Source organism: Gimesia sp. (assembly GCF_048260065.1).
In the GTDB taxonomy this organism is placed as follows: Bacteria; Planctomycetota; Planctomycetia; order Planctomycetales; family Planctomycetaceae; genus Gimesia.
Genome location: NZ_JBLXHC010000032.1, coordinates 1 through 22,435 on the forward strand (window position 1 = coordinate 1; position 22,435 = coordinate 22,435).

General features: G+C 47.1%; 16 protein-coding genes and 3 pseudogenes. 8 read left to right on the forward strand and 11 right to left on the reverse strand.

The genetic code is table 11. The features are described 5' to 3' along the window. The 3 genes and pseudogenes from ACN0YN_RS30045 to ACN0YN_RS30055 all read left to right on the forward strand — a co-directional run. On the forward strand, window positions 1-402 hold a 402-nt coding region (locus tag ACN0YN_RS30045), incomplete at its 5' end, for an integrase core domain-containing protein (protein ID WP_417388577.1). Between the two features lie 694 nt (window positions 403-1,096). Beyond that, window positions 1,097-3,448 carry a DUF4838 domain-containing protein gene (locus tag ACN0YN_RS30050; protein WP_417388578.1) on the forward strand — a complete coding sequence of 784 codons (2,352 nt, stop codon included), beginning with the start codon at window positions 1,097-1,099 and terminating at the stop codon, window positions 3,446-3,448. A gap of 178 nt (window positions 3,449-3,626) precedes the next feature. Further along, window positions 3,627-4,070, forward strand: a pseudogene (locus ACN0YN_RS30055) (DUF1501 domain-containing protein); the annotation flags it as partial. Between the two features lie 51 nt (window positions 4,071-4,121). On the opposite strand, the pseudogene ACN0YN_RS30060 reads toward ACN0YN_RS30055, so the two are convergent. Next, window positions 4,122-4,336 (reverse strand): annotated as a pseudogene (locus ACN0YN_RS30060) (DUF1501 domain-containing protein). Between the two features lie 336 nt (window positions 4,337-4,672). Here ACN0YN_RS30060 and ACN0YN_RS30065 point away from each other — a divergent pair. Continuing rightward, on the forward strand, window positions 4,673-7,936 hold the full coding sequence (locus ACN0YN_RS30065) for a LamG domain-containing protein (protein ID WP_417388579.1): 3,264 nt from the start codon (window positions 4,673-4,675) through the stop codon (window positions 7,934-7,936). Between the two features lie 472 nt (window positions 7,937-8,408). Here ACN0YN_RS30065 and ACN0YN_RS30070 read toward each other — a convergent pair whose 3' ends face one another. The 5 genes and pseudogenes from ACN0YN_RS30070 to ACN0YN_RS30090 all read right to left on the reverse strand — a co-directional run. Continuing rightward, window positions 8,409-8,969, reverse strand: coding sequence for a c-type heme family protein (locus ACN0YN_RS30070; protein ID WP_417388580.1), 561 nt, complete (start codon window positions 8,967-8,969; stop codon window positions 8,409-8,411). Between the two features lie 51 nt (window positions 8,970-9,020). Continuing rightward, window positions 9,021-9,611, reverse strand: coding sequence for a DUF488 domain-containing protein (locus ACN0YN_RS30075; protein WP_417388601.1), 591 nt, complete (start codon window positions 9,609-9,611; stop codon window positions 9,021-9,023). A gap of 94 nt (window positions 9,612-9,705) precedes the next feature. Next, window positions 9,706-10,095 (reverse strand): PAS domain-containing protein, encoded by a 390-nt coding sequence (locus ACN0YN_RS30080; RefSeq protein ID WP_417388581.1) that lies wholly within the window; start codon window positions 10,093-10,095, stop codon window positions 9,706-9,708. A gap of 157 nt (window positions 10,096-10,252) precedes the next feature. After that, a complete protein-coding gene (locus ACN0YN_RS30085; RefSeq protein ID WP_417388582.1) occupies window positions 10,253-10,561 on the reverse strand; it encodes a hypothetical protein in 309 nt (102 codons plus the stop codon). Then, window positions 10,558-10,854: pseudogene (locus tag ACN0YN_RS30090) on the reverse strand (RrF2 family transcriptional regulator); the annotation flags it as partial. The pseudogene ACN0YN_RS30090 and the gene ACN0YN_RS30085, both read right to left, overlap by 4 nt. 378 nt (window positions 10,855-11,232) lie before the next feature. Between ACN0YN_RS30090 and ACN0YN_RS30095 the strand changes: the two are divergent. Further along, the gene (locus ACN0YN_RS30095; RefSeq protein WP_417388583.1) at window positions 11,233-11,517 is read left to right on the forward strand and encodes a hypothetical protein; all 285 of its coding nucleotides are present in this window, start codon (window positions 11,233-11,235) and stop codon (window positions 11,515-11,517) included. A 112-nt stretch (window positions 11,518-11,629) separates the two neighbouring features. Here ACN0YN_RS30095 and ACN0YN_RS30100 read toward each other — a convergent pair whose 3' ends face one another. From ACN0YN_RS30100 to ACN0YN_RS30115, 4 genes are all read right to left on the reverse strand, one after another. Continuing rightward, on the reverse strand, window positions 11,630-12,040 hold the full coding sequence (locus tag ACN0YN_RS30100) for a GreA/GreB family elongation factor (protein WP_417388584.1): 411 nt from the start codon (window positions 12,038-12,040) through the stop codon (window positions 11,630-11,632). 258 nt (window positions 12,041-12,298) lie between these two features. Beyond that, window positions 12,299-13,699: a sigma-54-dependent transcriptional regulator gene (locus ACN0YN_RS30105; RefSeq protein ID WP_417388585.1), complete on the reverse strand. Its 1,401-nt coding sequence runs from the start codon at window positions 13,697-13,699 to the stop codon at window positions 12,299-12,301. Window positions 13,700-13,763: 64 nt separating this feature from the next. Beyond that, complete coding sequence (locus tag ACN0YN_RS30110) at window positions 13,764-14,912, reverse strand: ATP-binding protein (protein ID WP_417388586.1); 1,149 nt, start codon at window positions 14,910-14,912, stop codon at window positions 13,764-13,766. A 488-nt stretch (window positions 14,913-15,400) separates the two neighbouring features. Then, window positions 15,401-16,462 (reverse strand): tellurite resistance/C4-dicarboxylate transporter family protein, encoded by a 1,062-nt coding sequence (locus tag ACN0YN_RS30115; RefSeq protein ID WP_417388587.1) that lies wholly within the window; start codon window positions 16,460-16,462, stop codon window positions 15,401-15,403. 791 nt (window positions 16,463-17,253) lie between these two features. Here ACN0YN_RS30115 and ACN0YN_RS30120 point away from each other — a divergent pair. From ACN0YN_RS30120 to ACN0YN_RS30130, 3 genes are all read left to right on the forward strand, one after another. Next, entirely contained in the window at window positions 17,254-17,760 is a 507-nt protein-coding gene (locus ACN0YN_RS30120) for a hemerythrin domain-containing protein (protein WP_417388588.1), read from the forward strand. Window positions 17,761-17,841: 81 nt separating this feature from the next. Then, a complete protein-coding gene (locus ACN0YN_RS30125; RefSeq protein ID WP_417388589.1) occupies window positions 17,842-18,225 on the forward strand; it encodes a hypothetical protein in 384 nt (127 codons plus the stop codon). A 107-nt stretch (window positions 18,226-18,332) separates the two neighbouring features. Further along, window positions 18,333-18,704 carry an STAS domain-containing protein gene (locus tag ACN0YN_RS30130; RefSeq protein WP_417388590.1) on the forward strand — a complete coding sequence of 124 codons (372 nt, stop codon included), beginning with the start codon at window positions 18,333-18,335 and terminating at the stop codon, window positions 18,702-18,704. A gap of 1,626 nt (window positions 18,705-20,330) precedes the next feature. Here ACN0YN_RS30130 and ACN0YN_RS30135 read toward each other — a convergent pair. Next, window positions 20,331-22,145 carry a sialidase family protein gene (locus tag ACN0YN_RS30135; RefSeq protein ID WP_417388591.1) on the reverse strand — a complete coding sequence of 605 codons (1,815 nt, stop codon included), beginning with the start codon at window positions 22,143-22,145 and terminating at the stop codon, window positions 20,331-20,333. Between the last annotated feature and the right edge of the window lie 290 nt (window positions 22,146-22,435).

Sequence of the window (22,435 nt, forward strand, 5' to 3'; positions counted from 1 at the left end):
CGTGAGAGTCTGGCCATTCAGGTGGGAACACGGCTGACTGGAGATGATGTGGTGACAGCTCTGGATCGAGTCAAAACGGCTCGAGGCTGTCCCCAGTCAATCCGTGTGGATAACGGCCCTGAGTTCATTTCGAAGAGTCTGGACTGGTGGGCTTACTTCAACAAAGTGACTCTGGATTTCAGTCGACTGGGAAAACCGACCGACAATGCGTATATTGAATCGTTCAACGGGCGGGTTCGCCAGGAATGTTTAAACCAGCATTGGTTTCTAAGCCTGGCAGATACCCAGGAACAAATTGACCAGTGGCGGCTGGACTACAACGAAAACCGCCCACACAGCTCACTGGGAAATCAGCCCCCGGTGGAGTTGGCGAAAACTTCACCCCTGGCGCGCCAGGGATGAATTTAACTTGGATTTCTAACATTCCAACTGGTACAAGGTTGGGGGCAAAGTCAAACTGCTAAATGCTATCCTTGGCCTTGGCATTGAACTCAATCAGGCAATGAAACTCTGCTTGAATCGGGGATTCTCTCAAATACTGATTTTCCAATGCCCTTGGCTTGCGATATATTAGGATCTGGTCAGCACGGACATCATAAAATGAAACTCACTACTGCTGCTGGCGAAATTCTGTTTTCATGACTTATAGTCAGTCGGTATCTCGACGCCATTTTTGCATTCCAGCACAGTCACTCTTGCAATAGAAATAGAAACTTAGTTTACCAGTCAGGATATTAAGGAGATCCCCTGCTCTCCCACGTTCGCTGGAATAAACTTTATCGCAACCTTCCCTCGTATGAATGTTTAAAGACTGATTCGACTCAACAACAGCTCTTTTTTATTGAGTTACAATTCGCCCATGATTGAACAGACCAGATGGAAAAGTGTCCCGGCACTACGATTTTTGTCTCTTATCGTCGTCTTTTTTTATTGTTCGATGCTCCGTGCGGAGTGGAAGCAGGCTGCTTGTTTGATCGCTGAGAACGGTAATGCCCAAATACAGATCGTAGTCGCAGAAATAGCATCTGAGCGAACACAAAAAACAGCCGATGATCTGGCTCACTATCTTTCAAAAATCACGGGAGCCCCTTTTTCAGTGAAAACCGGCGACGGATCAACTGGCCTGGCAGTGGGTTTACTCAACGATTTTCCACGGCTGAACGCCGCCCCTGACCTGGATGGGAACAATTTCACGATAAAGGATCGTGAAAAGTATTGTATTCGCTCCCATGAAAAGGGGATTTACCTGCTCGGCCTTACAGACCTGGCCGTCGAACATGCGGTCTGGGACTTCCTCCATCGACTTGGATATCGCCAGTATTTTCCTGGTTCGCACTGGGAAGTGATTCCACGACAGAACACGTTACAAATTAATCTCAATGTCATGGATGCCCCCGATTATCAGAATCGAGTCATCTGGTATGGTTTTGGTCCCTGGGATTATGCAGCCGAACCGTACAGGCGCTGGTGTCAGCGGAACCGTGCTACTTCTGGAATGATGCTGAAAACCGGCCATTCCTATGGGCAATTCATCAGAAACAATCAGGCGGAATTTGACGCACACCCTGAATATTACGCATTAGTTGATGGCCGCCGCGATGTTCGTTCCCAGGCAAAGTTTTGTATCAGCAATGCGGGATTGCAAAAACTGATCGTAGACTCGTCATTGCGATATTTTGAAGAAAATCTGGAGGCAGACAGTATTTCGCTCGACCCCAGTGATGGCGGGGGCTGGTGTGAATGTGAGGCATGCCAAAAGATGGGCAGTATCAGTGATCGCGCTTTAACTCTGGCCAATCAAGTTGCGGTAGCCATCAATCAGCCAAAGGCGGACGGTGATACGCGGCAAAGATATGTGGGCATGTATGCGTACGCGTATCATTCTCCGCCTCCTGCCATAAAAGTCCATCCGAATGTCATTATCAGCGTGGCCACCGGATTCCTGCGTGGAGGCAATACAATTGACGAAGTTATCGATGGCTGGTCAAAACAGGGAGCCAGGATCGGTATCCGTGAATACTACAGTGTCTATACCTGGGACCATGATATGCCCGGTCTTGCCCGCGGAAGCAAAATTGATTATCTGAAATCGACGATTCCTCAGTTTCATCGGCAAGGTGCCCAATTCATGTCAGCCGAGTCAAGTGATAACTGGGGGCCCAATGGTCTGGGTTACTATCTGGCAGCACGCATGTTATGGAATCTTGACGAAGCCCAACAGACAGAACAGTTAACAGACGATTTTTTAACAAGTTGCTTTGGAAAAGCCAAAGCGCCAATGACTCAATTCTACGATCAACTGGACGGCTCGCATTCACATCTGGTGGTCAGTGACCAATATGGTCGCATGTTTCGTGCCCTCGCTGAAGCAAAAAAACTGGCCACATCGCATGAAGTTCATGCGCGGCTGAATGATCTGATCCTTTATTGTCGTTACGTAGATCTGTATGAACGATATCGCCAGGCAGCCGGCGCACAACGGCAGCTGAATTTTGAACAATTGATTCGTCACGCTTACCGCATGCGGAAAACGATGCTCGTACACAGTAAGGCCGTTTATCGTGATGCCGTCAATCGGGATAAGCAGGTGAGTATTCCGGAAAATGCCCAATGGCATGTCCCGGAACCGCAAAATCCCTGGAAGGAGAGTACACCATTTTCAGAAATTGAATTACAACAATTTCTTGAGGAAGGGATCGCAGCATACCCACTCACAGAACTTGATTTCAAACCCATCACCTACTCTGACGAACTTGTTTCAGCTGAAAAGCTCACCTTTGAGAAACAGCAACCAGGGGTTTTACAAAGTGGTCGTGGTGTGCAGACTTTTTATACCTTTGTGTCAGACACTGCAACGCCAATCGAATTACAGGTGACGGGAGGGTTAATCTCCCATTATCGAGATCGAGGTAACGTAAAAATAGAACTCTGGAAAATAGGTGGGGCCAGTCAGACAGGAGAACGAGAGACGTTCATGATGAAAGATCAATCTGTCCCCCCCGACGGTAAAACACGCACGGTTAGATTGACTGCCAGAGAAACAGGCATGTATCGCATTACCGTATCCGACGGAGGTGACAGAACGAGCGTTAACTGGAAAGCCGGACAATTAATGGTAATGCCATCCAGTCTCGATGAACCCATTGTGACATCAGGGCGCTGGTCACTCTTCTTTTACGTTCCCCAAGGTACGAAAGTGATTGGTTTTCACGGGGGAAATACAGGCAGTATTCTGGACCCAACTGGTAATGAACAGTTTTCGTTAAAGAATCGAAAAGCGGATTTTTATAGCATACCTGTGCCTCCAGGAGAGGATGGTAAACTGTGGAAGGTCAACCAGGCATCCGGGCCAATCCGCTTATTAACGGTACCACCTTACTTCACTCGTGCTGCTTCGGAATTATTATTGCCACGTGAAGTAATGCAGGCAGACAGTTCCTCTGATTAATCTTACGTTGATCTTTACTTGACGACAGTTGACCAACGCCAGCAGGTTTCGCGTCTGGGAATATTCAAATCCTTCAAGCAACGAAGCGCAGGGCTTCATCGCCACCCGAAATCTCTATCAGGGTGGAACATTGATTTCGAGATGATATCACCGTTGGAGAGCACACGCTGCGCACGGCCAACCGGTAATAACCATCAACACCGGATATTGGGATCACCATGATGCGATTCAAAAAGGCCTCGAGGAACAATTACCCCCATTAGACCGTGCGATTGCCACACTGATTCAGGATCTGGAACAGCGTGGCATGCTGCAGGACGTGCTGATTTTTTGTGCGGGTGAATTTTGTCGCACTCCGATGATCAATGGCCATGCCGGGTGGGATCACTAATCGAATTAATTTACAGTGATGTTTGCCGGAGACGGAATTGAGGGAGGACACGTCGTCGGGGCCAGTGAAAAATTTGGTAGTGGAGTGGTTGAACGTAAAACGCCCCCGATGGATCTGCTGGCAACAATCTATCAAAAGCTGGGGATTCCTCTGGATACGCACTTCAATGATGCCTCCAGACGCCCCACAAGCATCATCGATACAGGACACCCCATTCGTGAATTGTCTTGAACGATGACATGATCTCAATCAGGGTAGACGGCAATTTCCGGTATGCTGCCATCACTTCACAATATCTTTTACCACGTTTCCATGCACGTCGGTGAGACGATAGTCACGCCCCTGGAAGCGGTAGGTGAGACGTTCATGGTTGATGCCGAGGCAGTGCAGGATCGTGGCGTGAAAGTCGTGAACATGCACAGGATTCTCTGTAATGTTGTAGCAGTAGTCGTCGGTTCGCCCATAGGTGAGGCCGGGGTTGATGCCGCCCCCGCCATCCATAGTGAAAAACAACGCGGGTGATGATCGCGGCCAAACGTCTTCGGATTATAACGAGCAGCATCCTAACAGTGCATGGGTCAACAGAACGCCTCAGTAGATTGCGAAGTTTTCAGACCAGGTATGCCTGGTCTGAAAACCCTTGTTCACTCGCATTCCAACTGGTGCAGAGTTGGAGGCAAGATCAGAAACAGAATCCAAAGTCGTGTGACTGATGTCATTCGTGGGGGGCGCGTCAGTCAAGATTGAGACCGACTAGCATATGCTCCAGCTGTTACTGTAATATCTCTAAGTCAAGATAACGAAGAACAGTCCTCATATTGAAAGTACTACTGATGAAAGTATGCTATATAGCGCTGCTGGTAATTGTCTTTGTTACCAGCCTTATTGAAATCCCCGGTCGGGTTCTGGCTGATGAAATAGAGCAGGCGGAATTATGGCAATCGCAATACTCGGGCGAGGACTCACAAGGAGAGAAGGTTATTGGACACTGGTCATTTGATACCAGTGCTGTCGAGCGTGATTCTGGTCCACTGAAGTTGACAGGACAACTCGATGGAGCCACCTCCGTCGAGTCGGGTAAATTCGGCGGAGGCATTGAATCGTTTCCAGGATACCCGATCGCCGATAAACATTGTGCATTCGTAGTGCAAGACCACCCTGCCCTCAGTCCGGCTGGTTCATTCACTATCGAAATGTGGGTCAAGCCCAAACCGGAATTAGCTGAAGCAAGTTTGACCTATTTGATAGATAAAAGATATGCTTCACAGAACGATTATCAGTGGTATCTGTCCCAACCAGATTCAACTGGCTTGCGGTCAATGACAGTGGTGCTGGGGTTCGGCAACGAGGTCGAATACTTCAGCACCGAGCCGATGAGATTCGAGGTAGGAAAATGGCAACACATCGCGTTTAGCTATGATGGTGCTGGGACAGTTCGTTTCTATCGAAACGGTTCCTCTGCCGGCAGTGTCAAGCACCCTCAACGTTTTGGCATAGCTGCTGGAGCTCATCACTTGAGTATTGGCGATCGGGTTGGTAGTAACTATGGTGGTTTTCCGGGGTTCATCGACGAGGTCCGTATCACGAAAGGGGTTCGCGAATACTGTCCGCTTAAAGTATCTATCACAGTAAATCGCACGGTCTGGCGACGTAATGAACCCAAAGCCGAAATCAGAGTTACAGTAAAAAATTTATTGCGAGAATCAATCGGACAATCTGTACTCAATGTCAGTAGTAGTGGCTGGCTCGACGAGACAATCAAACTGCCAGAGTTGTCCGGTGGCGAATCATTTTCTACATTGATTCCATTTAACACATCTCTAAGACCCGATGATTATGTGCTTCAGGGCTCGGTTACAACAACTGGCGATAATCCGGTGACAAGTACCACTGAGCAGACGCTGAGGATCATGCCGCGACCCTTGCCACACCGCATGCCGGTTCTGATGTGGGGAATCTCAAGTCCAACCGAATTTGATCGCGAATTGTCGCGGCTGCAAGAACTGGGTTTTAATCACTGCCTGGGATTTTCGCCCTCCCCGTATGCTGTTTGGGAGGCGAAACATGTCGTCCCGGCTGACACGCCTGCCCAGCAGCAAAAAGTGAGAGAAATGCTTGATAAAGCTCTGGCAAACGATTTTGGAATCGCTGCTTCACTTTATGCCGGTTATTTTCTGAAAAAGAAAACCGAGTTGGCACGTGTCGACCGTGAAGGAAAAACTTATGCCCGTTCTGACTGCAATGCTGCCTTGCCGGGACTGGCAGAGTTCTCCGAAAACTTTGGCCGTAGCGTTGGCGAGATGTATGGCGAACATCCCGCCTTCGTTGCCGCATTAATCAATAGTGAAGTCCGCGACAGTACGCATGTCAGCTTTTCTGAATATGATTTCGAACAGTATCAGAAATATTCAGGGGAAGAAATTCCACACTCGGTAGTTGACAAGATTGGCCCTGCATGGTCAACGTTGCCTGGCTTCCCGAAAAATCGTGTGCTGCCCGATGATGATGCTTTACTCCGATTTTACCGCTGGTTCTGGACGGTCGGCGATGGTTGGAACCCATTACACACGGCTTTACATCGCGGTTTGCAGGCCGATGGTCGTGAACGAATCTGGTCGTTTTTCGATCCGGCAATTCGCGTTCCCAGCGTTGGAGGCTCAGGGGGACAGGTCGATGTACTCAGCCAATGGACCTACACCGAACCATCGCCTTTGCGTGTCGGCTATTTCTGTGACGAACTGTTCGCGATGGCGGAGGCTTCCGGACACCAGCAAGACGTCATGAAAATGACGCAATTATTCTGGTACCGATCTTCGAGTGCACCCAAAAAGTCAGGCAAGGAATATATCTCCTCGCCATTTGATGACCATGATCCGGATGCAGCCTACATATCGATCGCTCCGATGCATTTACGGGGTTCGTTTTGGACAAAACTCTCCAGGCCAGTCAAAGGTTTGATGTATCATGGCTGGTCTTCGTTAGTACCAACCGACGGGACACACGCTTACAAATACACTCAACCGGATTTGAAAACCGAATTCCGCCGACTTCATCGCGAGATTTTACCTCCTCTTGGACCAACCTTGATGCAAGTACCGGATCGCCAGACTGACGTAGCCTATCTGGAGAGTTTTACCTCTCAGATGTTCGCGCGCCGGGGTAGCTATGGCTATTCCTATGATGAAGCTTATCTCACGCTTTTACATGCTCAAATACAGCCGGAAGTGATTTATGAACAGACGCTGCTAAAAAAAGGGTTGGATCAATATAAAGTGCTTATCCTCTCCGATTGCGACGTACTGACCGAATCTGTAGTCGCGAAAATTCTGGACTTTCAACAGCAAGGGGGTATCGTCATTGGCGACCCCAATCTGACCCCAGCCATCAAGCCAACTATCGTGATTCCGAAGTTCATCCGCACGAAACGGACCGACGAAGACCAGAGAATAATTCTCGCTAATGCGGCGAAATTACGCAAAGACCTGGGAGAACATTACCGCCCTTATGCGGAATGCACGGCACTTGAAATTGTGACACGCACGCGATCAACTGGTGACAGCGACTATCTGTTCGTTGTCAACGATCGTCGTGAGTTCGGCACATATGTTGGTCAACATGGCTTAGTGATGGAAAATGGTTTGCCCAGCAAAGGAACTCTCAAGGTACGCCGCAAGGTCGGCTTTGTGTATGATTTGCTCGCACGACGTGAGGTTACGACAGAACGAGAGAATGGTGTCCTCACCTGGCCAGTAGAACTCGGACCTTGCGCTGGAAATATTTTCCTGTTAACTCCAGAACCAATCGCTGACGTCAATATTACTGGCGATGAGGAAGTCACGCTGAGCGATAGCATGCAGCTGGCAATCGCCGTTGTGGGGCCGTCCGGCAAGCCGATTCCCGCTGTGTTGCCACTCAATGTATTGATCACTGACCCCACAGGTCGGAAAGCAGAATTCAGTGGCTATTATGGAGCTGCTGAGGGTCAGCTCAAGTTAACTCTGCAAATTGCCCAAAACGATTATCCAGGCATCTGGCAAGTCAAGGTGCAGGAACTTGCATCGGGAGTGACAAAGTCGCATTATTTTCGCGTCCGGTGATTGCAAACAAAGGCGGGAAAATAATCTACGGATATGGAACAATGAATTTTCGTAGTGCCCCCACATGCCTTTGTCGGCCATCAGATCATACATTATAGCTTGAGAAGGAAGCCGTTTTTTTGAACAACCAAATACAGTATTAATCTGATCCAATGATTCGGGTACAGCTGATGAGTACACATTCCAGTCAATTTGTCTTTTTTTTTTCAAATCCAGCGAATGGAAATTCCAGGTGCAGACCAAACGCTGGAGAAGAGAATACAACTCTATCAGATCACACAGTTCTCTGGCTTCAGAGCCAGAGCGAATTTGAGTTACTGTAGCTGGCAGAACTTGTAGTTCTGTAAACATCCCGTCTGTCCTCTGCACACAGTTACGATTATACGGTTCCCTTACAGTTGGAGAATTCGGATACTACAGAACTATTACTCGTTCACTTCCGGTTTATTCTACAAGCAGACTTTCACTTCTCTTATGATTTCGGTTTGAGGGACATGGAAATAACCAATCCAGCCATTCGAGGTTTATTGCTCGTCCTTTGGGGAAGATGACATTTGAGGCACTGGGATGGTAGTCGGATTGCCCCAGCATAGGAAAATCGGTTTCCCTTCAGCTGATCATATTCGGGTTTCCCGTCGGATAGAATTCGAACCGCCTCTTTCTCGAAATCTGTTTTCGCTTCATTATCGATATTCATTGCTTTAGCATTGACTGCCAGCCAGCGAATTTTTATTCCGTGACCACGTTCCAGTTCCTTGAAAACATCTTCCAGTGAATGAGATGGTATCGCGATACTTTCGTCTTCCCGAAAAAGATCCCGGTGCATCACCTGGAGTGAACCATGAATTGTCTCATGAAGTATTCGGGCCCTGATCCGGGCCTCATCCACCGTTGCCGGCAAATATTTATGAACCGGTTTCTTTTTTTCCTTCCGCGGTTCAGCCTGCAGCAAATTCAGCGAAAGACCGCACTGCGCCTGGTAGAAACCCAACAAGCCTAAACAAACACATAACAACAGTTTATTTTTATTCATACTGGAAATCACAATCTATAAACAATAAGAATTTCTGAAAACATCAGAGGTTTAAAAATCACCAGGCAACATATCTACGATGGATTCCCAGCTTTTCCGGTCTGGCATCATCCAGGTTTTGTGCTTCGTAAACCACAAACCTCCCTGTGCGATAATCTCATTTCGAACCGGATACGTGTAACCACCAATCATCAGCCCCTCATTCCAGCGATGCTGGCATTCCAATTGAATCAACTGCTCCTCAATGACAGCGGCCATATTCTGGTTTATTGCGCCTCGCTGATAAACCAAAGTCAACTCGGTTTGGCAAGCTAGAATTCTCAGCTGTTCGCAAACTGAACTCCGAGCAGCAAGCTGATTACGATATCGCCGTCGGAATTCATACCAGCGTTCAGGATATAAGAGATACCATTTTCGTAAATCAGTGGTTGGAGTAATATCAGGAAACCACCACAGATCGATTCGAAAACTGCCGGGTGGGTTATATGCTTCACACCAGACAAGACTTTCGACTTCTCCAGCGAGAAGTTCATTTACATGCACGGTTCGAATTCGGAACCTTGAACTATGAGCAGACTCAGGCGTGCAAACCGGATTTTGAACATACTTAGAAACCGCATCGGTCACGTCAACATTTGCCATTCCTTGACTGGCATCTGAAATACTGCTGATTTCGATGAAGTTTTTCCGCTGCGCCACGGTTCAAAGTCCTATGTCTGAATCACTCACTTTGCAATCATGATTGACCGTTGCGAGAAGCAGACTCTTCCCGAATTATTGCACCGATATTCTCGATCCTGTCGTCTTTTCCTTTCACAACCCCTACTGTCAATGCACCGGGAAAACGGCTTTGATCTTTCCGCAGCATGGGAACGTGGATCAGATTGCTACCGAGACGTGTCTGGTTCAATTGCATGGCGTTATTAAATCCTTCCCAGTGTGCTTTACGCGATTCTGGTGGAATAATCAAATCCAGCGACTCCCCCAATACTTCATCAGAAGAATAACCGAACAGGCTTACTGCTCCCTGATTCCAGAGGACAAACCGTCCTTCCCGATCAACGCAGATAACAGCATCCCCCACAGCATCAATGAGTGCATGCAATCCTGAAAATATTTGAGTCATCCCTACTTCCACATGTAGAGGTTCACTTGACTGGTAACTCATAACCGACTGCTCCGAACGCTGATCTGCTTTAACAGATTTGAATTGGAGGGAAACATCACCCGTTTTTCCATCACCACCGAATCAGGTGCCATCACTCGAAGACAGCGTTTGTCTCCTATATGATCACTTCTTCGTAACAGGGCTTGCCGGATCTGAGTCGTTGAACGCCCTGTTTTTCATATTGGGTCCTGGCCACTTTATCAGGTTCGTACAGTTCAACAGGAACACTACCAGCGGGATAATTATCCTCCTCAACCATGGTCTGGGTTCGTTGTCTGTCTATCGTTGATGAATCGAATGGCCCTGATTGCTTTTCAGTCCGCGAATCATCGACAGGTGACTTGAGATTAAAAATAAACAGAAACGTCACTGCGAGGCTGATAACAGATCCTGTTTTAAGCATGAAAAGTCCTTTCTGAGTCATGTTATACTTTTCAGCTGTCGTCGCGATGGCGCGACATCAGCCAAGGTAACACTGTTAAGATAATCCAGTTGTATCCTCTCTGCTTCAGCTAAAACTCCTTTCAGCTTACAGAACGGCTGGATGATGCAGACGTCGTCAATACCGACACACTCCAACAGATGCAGGTTTCCCTCAAAACGCTCAATCAATTCTCCCAACCGTATTTCTTCCAGAGACATTGCCAACTCGATCCCACCACCCAAACCACGCACGCTACGAATATAGCCTAGACGCGATAGTTGATTCACAACCTTGGCTACATGATGAGTCTAAATGTCAAACAGTTTCGCAACATCGGACACGGTCACTCGCTCCTCCCGTGACGCAAGGTACATTAATGTCCGCAAAGCGTAATCGGTCTGCATGGTAAGCTGCATGGATCTGTACTTTTCACATAAACATGTATAAGCGACACATCTTTCACCTGATATAGATACACAGATCCAGTTTGTCAATAATTTTCATGGGCCTGTCGATCAGTACTTTTGGTAATCAGTTCACACTTAATCAAAGCAGTTTCTTAGTTGGAGAATAGATCAACTATTATTTTAATGGTCCAGTATTTGCGTGTATCAGTTAACAGATTGAATTTACCTTTTATAAAAGGTGACTCTGATACAGGAGTGCTGAACATGTTGATTAAAGCAAATCACGTTACACGCCCTGAGACAAAACAGACTCGATTCCACCGGAATCGAGTCCCGCATAAACTGCATGCGATTGATGAGACAATCAGTATTCGTACCGACCCAGTGCCCCAAAAAACATTCGACGATTGGGTATCGTCTTACTCAGAGTCATCCATGATCTTCAGAAGCACACTGATCCTTGTTTTACTGGGGATTACTCCTTTACTCCTGTTTCTCCTGGTACTTTATCTGGTACCCGATTTTCTGCATATTGATATCACACCGTGATATCAGCTGGACTGTGAAAACAGATGAGTGGAAGAACCTTCTCATTTTCAAGTCTTGAATGAGATTCCAAACGAAACCATACAGGGGAGTAACAGGCACCGCTTGGTGCCTGTTACCTAAAAGCAATCTTCTGCCGCTCTGGTTGATACAAAATTTCTTTAATCTGTATGCGGCTGGCGATCCCATTGACCAGATCTCCCACTCGACACCCAAGAATCGCTGTTCCAATCGGTGTCAGAATCGACAGTCTTCCATTAGCAATATTCGCTTGATCCGGGTAGACCAGAACATATATTTCATCTTCATCAGTATCGAGATCAACTAGTATAACCTTGGAGTTCATGGTCACAACATCCGGATTAACAGCTTCTGAGTCGACAATTTCAGCCATAGCCAAATCACTTCGTAATCCGGTTAAATATGGCTTGTTTCCAATTGCCTGGGTGTACTCACTGTTTAGAAGTCGCGAAAGTTTATCATAGTCTCTTTTTGTGATCAAAAGCCGGTTTTGTCTGATAGCCATTTTTTCATCCTCACACAATATCAATCCTACCTGCGTTCCAACGCACGCACTATTTTTATTAGAGCAAGTTTCAGGCCAGTATGATCTTACAGTAATTCATTCTGGAGCGATTAATGTAATTCAGACATGATATCGGACATTTTAAGGCTACGATCTGATTCTCTATCATGAACCGAATGGGATAGAGTGTAGACTACAAACGACAGTTGTCACCTGTTGTTGACAGCCGGCTGATGACAGCCACGGAAACATAGCTCGCTATGATCTAAAATCCGCAGCAGAAATATTATGTTTGTTCAATAGTTTATGTAACCCCTGACGCGAGACCCCTGCCTGTTGCGCTGCCTGAGAGATATTCCCGTCATGCTTTTCCAGCAGAGCGGTCAGGTATTCATACTCAGCATTTTCAATCGCTTCGTTTCGTGACCCGTCAATAGTGCCGCTGGAATCATGGCTTGGAACCGAGGGTAACTTGAGCAGAGATTCAGGAAGTTCATTTTTCTCGATTGTCTCAGAACGAGTCAACGCGACAGATCGCTCCACCACATTTTTTAGCTCCCGAATATTTCCCGGCCAGGAATATTCTCGCAGGCAGTCGAGTGTCTCCGGGGAAAAATTTAACTTTCGACCGGTCTTATCGCCTATCTTCTTTAAAAAATGTTCGGCCAGTAAAACAGTATCTTCTCCACGCTCACGCAGTGGCGGCAATTCAATATGAATTACCCCCAGACGATAATAAAGATCACCTCGAAACCGTCCCGCCCCAACTTCCGCTTCCAGATCACGATTAGTCGCACAGATAAATCTGGAATCAATCTGCAGAGATTTGTTTTTACCTACTGGTGTAAAACGTGACTCCTGAATTGCTCTTAATAACTTCGATTGGGAGGCTGCCGGTAATTCACCAATTTCATCAAAGAAGGCTGTCCCCTGATCTGCTTGTTTCAACAGCCCTTCCTGATCGCTGACAGCACCAGTAAAAGCTCCTTTAGCATGTCCGAACAACACAGACTCGAACAGGGATTCAGGAATCGCAGTACAATCTATCACCTGAAATTTTTCTGTGCGCCTCAGACTGTGCTGATGAATTGTATGCGCAACGACCTCTTTACCGGTCCCGCTTTCTCCTGTGATCAGTACATTGACATCAGTCTCGGCGATCCGATCAACAATATCCAGAATTTCCAGTATAGGTGGGCTACTCCCTACGACCTCAGGAAAGCGGGCTGACAGATCAGAGCGTTCAATGTCTGATTCCATTTCACTTCGTTTGAACACCTTACTCTGTGTCTCTAATGCTCGATTGACACTCGTCAGCAGATCCTCAAATTTAACAGGTTTTAATAGATAGTCGGTGATCCCCAGTCGGATACTCTCTATCGCGGAAGGCATGGAGGGTACCCCTGTTACGACAATTAAAGGAATGTGAGGCCAGTTGGTACGCCCCTGGTGCAGCAATTCGAGTTTCAAATTGCCCGGCATATTCAAATCAGAAAGAATGAGATCAAAACGATCCGATTCGAGTTTCGCAATCGCGGCCCCTGCACTGGAAACACAGACACAGTCAAAACCCGCTTTGCGCAATAATTGCCCCGTTGTTTTCAGGTACAATGGCTCATCGTCGGCAATCAGGATTTTCTGGTTCTGCTTATTATTCATGAAGATCTCGATTTATATAGCATAGCAATATTTCATTCAAATAACTGAAACAAGCTCATTACAATTAATGACTCCTCGGAAATATTGCTGAAAAAGCTGCCCCCTGCCCTGGCTGACTCGTCACTTCAAGGGTGCCTCCCATCGCCTCAATCAGACTTCGCGATACTGATAGCCCCAGCCCCATCCCCTGCTTAGCCTGCCCTGTTTTCGTAGTGAAAAAAGGATCAAATATCTGAGGTAAGTCAGCCGGTTGTATTCCATGGCCATGATCTCTCACAACCACACTGATTGCCGTATCGGTCGGATTCGTTTCCAGATAGACCCCTGCTCCTTCAGGAGACGCCTGAATGGCATTCCGGATCAGATTGAGAAGGATCTGTTTGACCTCTCCTTCAGGCAAAGTCACCTGTGTTTCCTCCTGAGTAGACTCATACTTAATCTCTACCCCGGCCTTTGTGGCGGCTGACTGTGAAAGACAGACGACATCTTCCACCGCCCTGTGAAGTGAAAATGTTGTCGCTTCCTGAGAACTGGGACGATAGAGCTGATACATCTGATGTGTAATCGATCTGATCCGTTCAATTTCACTGTCGATCAGTTCCAGCAATTCGTAATGTTCATTGTCTGGAGAAATATCTGCTTTAAACAGCGCGAATGCATTCCTTATGCCAGCCAGCGGATTATTAACTTCATGAGCGACCCCGGCTGCCAACTGGCCCAGTGCAGCCAGTTTTTCCATTTTTCGACGATTGATCTCCAATTGCGTAATGCGCGCTGTTCGCTCCTGAACAAGTTGTTCCAGATGAGCGGCATGCAGCCGCAGTTGCTCCTTTAATTCATGTCGTTCGGTAATATCGCGAATACTGGTACGAAAACCGAGATGTGTTCCAGAGTCGTTATATATAGGCTGCCATGAAACAGCCATCCATAAACAACGACCATCGCGGTGTACTGTGCGGAATTCAACGTCGTTACCAATCTTGCCCTGTAGGGCTGATGACAGGATCTCAGAGATTTTAGGGCGGTCTTCTTCTGCAACCAACTGCAGAGGATAGTCCTTCATCACCAGGCACTCTTCGGGAGTATATCCGGTCATACGCGTGACGGTTGCATTGACCCATAACAGACGTCCATTCGGTGCATGCCAACTTTCCCAGTCGTATGTATAGTTGGCAATCGCCCGGAAACAATCCGCACTGAATTCCCCAGTCATAAAACCTCTTCATATTTTCTGTAGAACGTCTGCAATAAATTTACAGCCTGAAAAGAGTCAATTCGAGAGGCCCCTTTCTCACTTATTATTTTAGCTACTGCTGTCTGATTGAATAGTGGCTAATAGCTTAAGCAGATCTAAGTCAGAGCCTGCAGAAGAATTGCCAGCAAAATCACGAGTAACAGTATGATTTGCCCTAATACGTTTTCCCTTTCGGACCGTATACGATGTCTCTCCGGGTGGAACAGTTCAAGTTGATGGGACTGTTTTTTCAGTAAATTGCACATGCCTGTACCCTTTCATTTCAGAAACCATACAGCAACCCAAGTCGTCCATCCTAAAGTGAAAGGCAACAAGCATGCCGAACTCGTTTCGCTGCATCGATCCCGATGCGGCGTATCATCTTACAGCATATACAATAAAGATTACTGATCGAATCACGTCACCAGGTCGCGACACTGTCATTTTCAAGCGACACTGTTAAGACATTACACCTGCCCTGAGTTTGAATCACGCGTATATTCCAACAGAGATTTCAACATAGCCAGTATCGTGATCAACCAAGTCATCAGAGCAATGATAGTAAAGCCGAACGCAATATGTCCCAACAGTGGGAGATCGAATACAGTTGATAACTGTAAAGTAGCTGTGGCATACATCCCCAACGGAAAAACAATACTCCAGAATCGTACATCATAGTTGAAGCTGACTTTGTGAATCAGGTGACGCCAGCACCCCAGTATGATCAGCAGAGGTATCCACCACGTCGCTATCGTCCGGCACACAAGCGTCCCCCCTTTGACAAATTGAACCATATCAGACAATGAAGAGCTTTGTTTCAACTCAGAGATCAGTTTTCCTCCGGTCAAAGTCGAAATCGCCATCGCCCCCATATTTATCCAATAAGGAGGAGTCATATCATTCGTTGTGACAGGAAAAAACAGAAAGCGATATGAGATCGTAGAAATCACTCCCAAATAAAGCGTAATTCCGAATAACCAGACGCAAAGTAAAAATAATAATAACGGTTGGGAGTTACCGGTTTCAGTTTGAGAAAGAGTTATTCCGAGTAGCGCGACGGCTTGTGTGGCGACGACAGATAACAACCAACTGCCCGATATGTTTACTGCTATTTCCTGTTTCGATCTCCGGACAATCAACGAAGTAAAAATCGAGTAAGTAAACAATAACCACAAAAGAAGACTCAACCACCATAACACAACAGCCGGAATCCGGAGAGGCGACATTAAAACAAACTGGTTCCCCAGGACACAACTCCCCGCAACAAGGCTATAATAATCAAATCCGCGTGCAGGATTGATCAGCTCTAAGAAAATACGTCTCCACTCCCTCCCGGCATACCAAAGAAACATAATGAAACAACAGAGATAAACAACCTGATTGAGTGCAAACAGAAAAACAGCAACATTTCCGTACTCTATCTTACTGCTTGCAATAGAAACAATCCCGGTCGCCATCACAAATGAAAACCATCTAACAACAGTGAGCCGTCCAGTAGGATGCTTCTCGGATTCGATCATATCCTGCATAGTCTTTATCCCTGCTTTTTTGAGCGCAAATTGAACTCGAATACGATCTGAACGGATTCACGTTCAATCAGGTTGATCTTAAACATAACGCGTATCCAATTTTTTTGAATTCGCAACAATCTGATTGGCATGGCGTTTGCCAATCTCTGATTCAGTACATGGGGTCCTCCCTCTTCAGACGAATCCCAACCAACAGACCATTAATCAATCGTAACAAACCATTCCTTTTAAGTATCAACTCGTAAGACTAAACCATCAAGAGAAGCTGCGAGTGTCTGCAGTACACGACACTGTCAACACCAGTTGACAGTGCCAGACGTCTCTACTCAATAGCATTCATACTTAAGTCATGTTGGGGAGTTATTAAATGAAACGTTGCTGAAAAAGTTAATTTCCAGGTTATTTTCACAGGAGGGACAATGTCACACAAAGGATTGGCGACCGGTTCAGTTGTCTGCCATGTAAAAAGTCTGCACGAATACCTTAACGACGCCAGGTATCAGAAAATTAAGATTCGAAATGAGCAGGAGTATCTATCAATACAGGGAAACCTGGAATCGTACTATTCGCTGCAGATCTTATTGACTGAGATCAACCAACTGTATTCCAGGCAGCAAAATCAATCGATAAATGTGAAAGTCACAATTGGCCCAGAACAATCTCCGTTTGAAAAGTCTTTTGCTAGATCGCATCACATTTAACTATAGCGTCTGACAATCTAATATACTCGATCCAAATGGGCCTGGAGACGCTACAGTAAAACTGGACACAGTCTAAACAGGAATGTAATCATGATTCGCAGTTTGCTCAAAGAGTGTATTAATGCTGCTTTCCTGAAGGAGATTAAAGATGATAACCTCAAGCTTTACAGCCTTCTGGAAAACCTGCGTGCATTCTGGCTGGTCAGTGACCCGTTGGTTCTCAACCCGGAATGGTTCAGAACTCTCATCAGTGACCTTCGCGACCAACTGGCATTACACTTTGCACTGGAAGAAACTTTCGGGTATCTCGAGCTGGCAGTTGATGTCGATATATTTCTCTCTTCAGAATCAGCAAGACTGAAAAAACAGCATGTCGACTTATATCTTGAAATCGTATCAATTACAGAAAATATAGAGGACGCACTGTATCCTGATCTGAATGAAAGACTCTTCTTAGATCAGTTGAGCCGTTTCAACGATTTTTACAGAACATTTCAAATTCATGAGGCGGCAGAATTTGATCTGATCATGTCTGCTACTTACGGAAATAATAAGCGAAAGAATATTTCAGACTTTGAAGTTTCAAACCGGAAGTAATTCCATCGCAAAAACAGAATTCATACTGCACAGAGTTCGAACCGAAAGAAATTAACTACCGCTAATGAAAAGGAATTCCATATGAGAAATTATGATTTTGAATGTGTTGCTTTACAAATCGATTCCCGTCCCGGTACGAAAGAGTATATCGAACAAGTATGGGACAAAGCCGCCAGTCGGCTTGAAAGCTGGATCAAGACAGTCTGCATCAGCATTACCGATATTAATGGTCCCAAAGGAGGAATCAGCCAACGCTGTCGAATCGTCATTCGCACACGAACGGGAGCCCCGATTATCGTACAGGAAACACAAGATCGAATCTCCCGAGCAATTCATATCGCTGTCAGGCGAGCTGTTCACGCCCTAAAACGTAATATTTCCAAAAAACAGGATCAGTTAAAACGAGTCCAGTTTGACAATACTCATCAGACTGACTTTGAGCTGAACTCAACATCCGAAGCCTGATATTAAAATTGAGATCATAATTTTCAGTTTTCTTTATTTCCCAGTGAATTCCATCAGAATTGAAAACCCGATAGACGTTACAGGACCAGCACTTGCTGTCGTAATCCATGAATGATCAACTGGAAGTATTTCATTTAGAACTGTCCCCTCCTAACTTGATCGTGATCCCACAGGGATCGTCATTACAGTTCCTTTATAACGACGTTCAGATAGAATCCAATAAAATTTTGAATGTCTTGAATGAACCAGAATATCAGAATGTAATAATTGATCTGAGTCAGGTCCATTATCTGGACACGATTATCATCAGCACACTTACTCGTCTGGTGCAACAGGCCAGCCAGACGGGGGGCCAGGCTGTGTTTTGCAATGCTTGCACTAATATGGAGGACATTCTCAAGAGAATTAAAGTGGGATCTTATTGGCCGCTTTTTGAATTGCGTGATTCTGCTCTCGCCTATATCAACTCGGAGTGTTAGATTTTTTTCTACCATTCGAATCACTATCATGTTTGAACTGATCCATCAATTGACCTTCTTTAATTTCCTCAATCCGTTCAAATCGTAGGAAATCATATTTTCGATAATCGAAAAAGAGCTCTCAAATTGTTAATGAAATTCGTTTCAATATCATCGTGCAAATAGATCGCACAATAAAATACCTCACCGGCTAAGTAAGAATCTCGATTTCATATTTTTCGTATCGTTTGATCTTAGAAAATTCGCCCCTGATAATTTGTCCGAATAGATGTCCGATTCATTGTCCAACTGTGTCCGATTCAGCAAATTCTGACAACGAGCGACAGAGCTATCCTCTCAACCTAAGTGTCGTACTCAATTCAACTTACAGAAATATTCTTGACCATAAAAAATCTCTTCAGGAGCGACTCCTGGGTGTCAGTTAGCGTGTCAGGTTAGCAGAGAGGCGTTTCCATAAACCCTTGAATAGCAACAGTTAAGACGGCTGATTTGGCGGCCCGCCGCCTCCACTTTAAAGGCTGCTTACCATTTCCGGTAAGTAGCCTTTTTTCATGTCCATTGTTCACTCTTCATCTGTCCTCCGTTGATTTGTTCTACTGCAGAATTTCGACTTGACTCCCCCCTGCTCCCCAGCAGAATAAGCGTCTAAGTGAGTCGCGCGCGTGTCCAGTTTACAGTGCACTGAAACACGAGCCAGTTGTTCCCGGTCATCACTAAAATTAAGCCTGTTTTTTCCAGATTTGCACTGCCCGAAACCACACCCGTTCGCCAAGTGCGCCTGCGGGTCGCCACACCATCGCAGCCCCTCACCCCGGCACCGCTCCGGTCCCACCAGACATCGCCCCGGTATCAACCTGTATCGCCACAGCATTCCAGAGCGTATCACATTTAACAATAGCGTCTCTCAATCTAATATACTCGGTCCAAATGGACCTGGAGACGCTACAGTAAAACTGGACACAGTCTGAAAACCCCCTTGCTCCCCGCGCGCCACTCCCTAAGATGATCCTCGAACAGAAAATGAAACCCGATTCCCCAGCCCAAAGCATCGCCCTTTCCTTTCGTGTCATTTCGTGTTTTTCGTGGTAGTAAAAAAAAACAGAACCAGTTCAGCTGGGAACATGCCCCGTCCCTGTGTCACAGGAATCACGTCCCCCTGACCTGCCGACCACAATTATAAAAATCGGCCCCCAGCCCCACAGATGAAAATCCCGCACACACGAAAGTAAAAAAAGGGTAGCCCCGGATGCAATCCGGGGTTGTCGCAGACAACAGGAAACTGTCAGAGAAATCGCACAACCAGGTAACACATCACCAACCTCCCCCGCAGGAACGGTCTCATGTGTCCGCCCGCCTGACAAGTATCAAACCCCTTCCGCCCCCCATGGCAAACCAATGAAACTTTCGAACTGTAATTTTCTACCACGAAAAACACGAAATGACACGAAAGAAAATTTGGGTAAGCCCGGATACCCATCCGGGCCGAGCGCAGCGAGCAGGAGGTCTCAGCTACCGCGCTCGTTCCAGAACCAGGCAGCGGCTTCACGTATTCTGGGAATGGCCCCGAAAACTCTCAGATCAAAATTGGCTCAGTCTGTCTCTGAGTGATAAAAACTCTCTGCAAGACTACTGATCTTGCCCCCAACCTGGTACCACTTGTTTCACGTACCGTTGTTCGTGGTCCTTCTGTTCCCGCACACTGCAGGCAGGTGCAAATGGATCAGTGATGGTTACTTCGACCTGCTCCACCAGTAAGCCCTGCAAGTCGGTTTCCTCCGCAGTGGAACGCAAACGAATATAAGACAGGCCGTTTAGCGTGGGGTGCCGCAACGGCAGTTCGACGGGCTTGCTGTCACCGACTTTCAAAGTGCAGGTTCGGGTGGAAAGATCCCAGTCAAATCGTAATGTTGTCCACTCATCCGGGGTCAATTCCAGTTCCGTCAACTCAACTCGAAACACGGCCAGGTCTTCACCAAAAGCATTAGACGGATCAAACATGCGATCATTGAGCGCAATCATTGATCCTTTCGAACCGGAACGCAGTTTGACACGTGCCTGCAATGAACCCTTCCATCCATTCGGAAAATTCCAGGTGGCACCATCCGCGGGGAGATCTGGCTGTTTGCGAACATGCAGGCATTTTCTGGTTTTATCATCCGGGTGCTCAATCAATGCCGCCCCGGGGGCTCGTGCGCGCCACCAGCGTTTCGCTGGACCATGATGAGTATAGGTCGACCACTGTTTCAAACCTTCAGAAAAATCGGTACGTGCTCCGGTCTCCACGATCCAGGCGGGATCGATCAGGATGGGATTGCGTCCCCCTTTCCCCTGCCCGGCTAAAACCAGGATCTGTCCATCACTGGTGTATGTGCCGAGCGGATAAGCCGTACCGCGATCACCATTTTTTGCAGGATTTTCATTCCGACGATGGTCCAGATAAATCTCCCGAAATCCGCGCCAGGTCTTGCCTTCATCGTCGGACACCGCGATGTGCAGCGCGTCGCGACCGCCATACACGCCGGCACCATCAGCCCGCTGTGGCATCTCACAGTTGTTCCAGCAGACCACCAGCCAGCCATTCCGGTGACGCATAATGTTCGGTGGCCCGGTGGACGTATTGAACCGGCTCGCACGGGCCGGCGTCCAGGTTGTGCCACTGTCGGAAGAAAACGATTCATACAGAAAGCCTGCCGTCGTGCGCATCAGCATCCAGATTCGTCCGTCAGCAAGTTCTTCAAAAGCCGGTTCGCAAGCCCCCTCATTCGAACCATTAAACCCCGGATAACAGGGGGCAGTCAGCTTACTCTCGCTCAACTTCCAGCTCGCACCACCATCATCGGAATACTGGATCACCGTCTCGTGCCGTCCCGTGGGAGGCATAGCCTGTGCATGAGGGATCAGACTGCCATGTGGAACAATCAGTCGACCATTCTCCAGTTCCTGGTACTCCATCAGAGACCCGTTGTATCCCCGCCAGGTCAACTGTGGTTTCTTCTCACCTGCAGTCCCAGCGCGATTGATCCAGGTATTGAGATAACGCGGTAACCCCACTTTCTTCGCGGTCTCTTTGTCCAGGGACTCATTGAGTACCCGGACGCTTTTGACTTCCCCATCTTGTGACAGTACAACCTGAGTGTTATCGAGTACGCCACTGTTCATGATTAACTCGCTTGCCAGAATTTTCTGTGGCAGATGTGGCAGCAGTATATGCCGTTTCCCCTCAGCATCGGGTAGAGAGATTGGTCCCTGTTCCGGCGAAAAGCGATCATAAAACGCGAAACTACCATCCGGCAGACGCATGAAGGAAAACGCCGTTCTCGCTCCGCCAGCGGCTCCTGCATCATGAACACCTTCTTCCTGAAAGAGCATGACTGGCGATTCAGCAGCGGAAGCATGATTGAGCAGAATAAACAGCAGAACAAAGCTGACAAGGAAGGTCATCTGGTAATCCCCTTCAGTAACTAAGGACAGGTCCGATTAGTCAGCCGTCGATGCTGTTAATCTGACTGAGTGTTCCGGTACGAAGCACAAATTCATGATTAGTTCCATCATACACAGCTGATCGAGCAAGCACAATTCGCCTCTCACGCAGAACATGACATGAAATTGAGGTGATGATACAAGTTGATCGGCTGCCTCTTGAGTTCATTCACTACTACAGGCTTTTCTGTAGCCCGGGCAATGCCAGAACTGTGCCCTGGTCCGTTGGGCATTCGCGCAGTCATATCAGT

What these genes read in the sequence shown, in the direction of transcription:
- ACN0YN_RS30065 (WP_417388579.1), top strand. Translation starts at nt 4,673, where the DNA reads ATGAAAGTATGCTATATAGCGCTGCTGGTAATTGTCTTTGTTACCAGC.
- ACN0YN_RS30070 (WP_417388580.1), bottom strand. Translation starts at nt 8,969, where the DNA reads ATGAATAAAAATAAACTGTTGTTATGTGTTTGTTTAGGCTTGTTGGGT.
- ACN0YN_RS30075 (WP_417388601.1), bottom strand. Translation starts at nt 9,611, where the DNA reads ATGGCAAATGTTGACGTGACCGATGCGGTTTCTAAGTATGTTCAAAAT.
- ACN0YN_RS30080 (WP_417388581.1), bottom strand. Translation starts at nt 10,095, where the DNA reads ATGACTCAAATATTTTCAGGATTGCATGCACTCATTGATGCTGTGGGG.
- ACN0YN_RS30085 (WP_417388582.1), bottom strand. Translation starts at nt 10,561, where the DNA reads ATGACTCAGAAAGGACTTTTCATGCTTAAAACAGGATCTGTTATCAGC.
- ACN0YN_RS30095 (WP_417388583.1), top strand. Translation starts at nt 11,233, where the DNA reads ATGTTGATTAAAGCAAATCACGTTACACGCCCTGAGACAAAACAGACT.
- ACN0YN_RS30100 (WP_417388584.1), bottom strand. Translation starts at nt 12,040, where the DNA reads ATGGCTATCAGACAAAACCGGCTTTTGATCACAAAAAGAGACTATGAT.
- ACN0YN_RS30105 (WP_417388585.1), bottom strand. Translation starts at nt 13,699, where the DNA reads ATGAATAATAAGCAGAACCAGAAAATCCTGATTGCCGACGATGAGCCA.
- ACN0YN_RS30110 (WP_417388586.1), bottom strand. Translation starts at nt 14,912, where the DNA reads ATGACTGGGGAATTCAGTGCGGATTGTTTCCGGGCGATTGCCAACTAT.
- ACN0YN_RS30115 (WP_417388587.1), bottom strand. Translation starts at nt 16,462, where the DNA reads ATGCAGGATATGATCGAATCCGAGAAGCATCCTACTGGACGGCTCACT.
- ACN0YN_RS30120 (WP_417388588.1), top strand. Translation starts at nt 17,254, where the DNA reads ATGATTCGCAGTTTGCTCAAAGAGTGTATTAATGCTGCTTTCCTGAAG.
- ACN0YN_RS30125 (WP_417388589.1), top strand. Translation starts at nt 17,842, where the DNA reads ATGAGAAATTATGATTTTGAATGTGTTGCTTTACAAATCGATTCCCGT.
- ACN0YN_RS30130 (WP_417388590.1), top strand. Translation starts at nt 18,333, where the DNA reads ATGAATGATCAACTGGAAGTATTTCATTTAGAACTGTCCCCTCCTAAC.
- ACN0YN_RS30135 (WP_417388591.1), bottom strand. Translation starts at nt 22,145, where the DNA reads ATGACCTTCCTTGTCAGCTTTGTTCTGCTGTTTATTCTGCTCAATCAT.